General features: G+C 66.1%; 1 pseudogene. It reads right to left on the minus strand.

Annotation, left to right across the window (positions count from 1 at the left end):
- Positions 1–477, minus strand: a pseudogene (locus VQ044_RS25590) (IS701 family transposase); the annotation flags it as partial.
- Between the last annotated feature and the right edge of the window lie 42 nt (positions 478–519).

Here is a 519-nt window from a genome sequence, read left to right on the forward strand (position 1 = left end):
CCGGTGATCCCGGGACGTTTCAAAAGTCTCTGAGACCCACAACTGGCGACGCACGGTGGCGAGCGCGTCGCTGAACGTGATCTGCCGCTTGCGATACCAGGCGGCCTGCCGTGGCATGGGATCGTTGCCGAGCGCTTCACCGGCCCACAGCGTGACGAGTGAGAACAATCCGAGCAGAGCCGGCGTGGTTCGGGCAATGGCCTTGTCCGACCACTGGCGCTGGCTTTCCACACCGAGGTGACGGCGCACCTCGGCAAAGGTCACCTCGAGTGACCAGCGCCGCACGAACCAGCCCAGCACGGCGTGCGGATCGACATCGAGATCGGTGCACAGGAAGGCTTGCGGCTCGAACTCTCCCGCGGCATCGCGCACCAGAACCCAGCGGATCGGCACCGACTTTCCGGGGTGATACCAAAGCGCCGTGCCGGAGGCGATGTCGACGAGGCGGTCACCGCCGCCATACCATCCGGTGATCATGACCCGTCGCCATGCGGTGGCGGGGCTTTTCAGGCGCTCGGC

The sequence above is a fragment of the Aurantimonas sp. C2-5-R2 genome (assembly GCF_036549495.1).
Lineage (GTDB): Bacteria > Pseudomonadota > Alphaproteobacteria > Rhizobiales > Rhizobiaceae > Aurantimonas > Aurantimonas coralicida_A.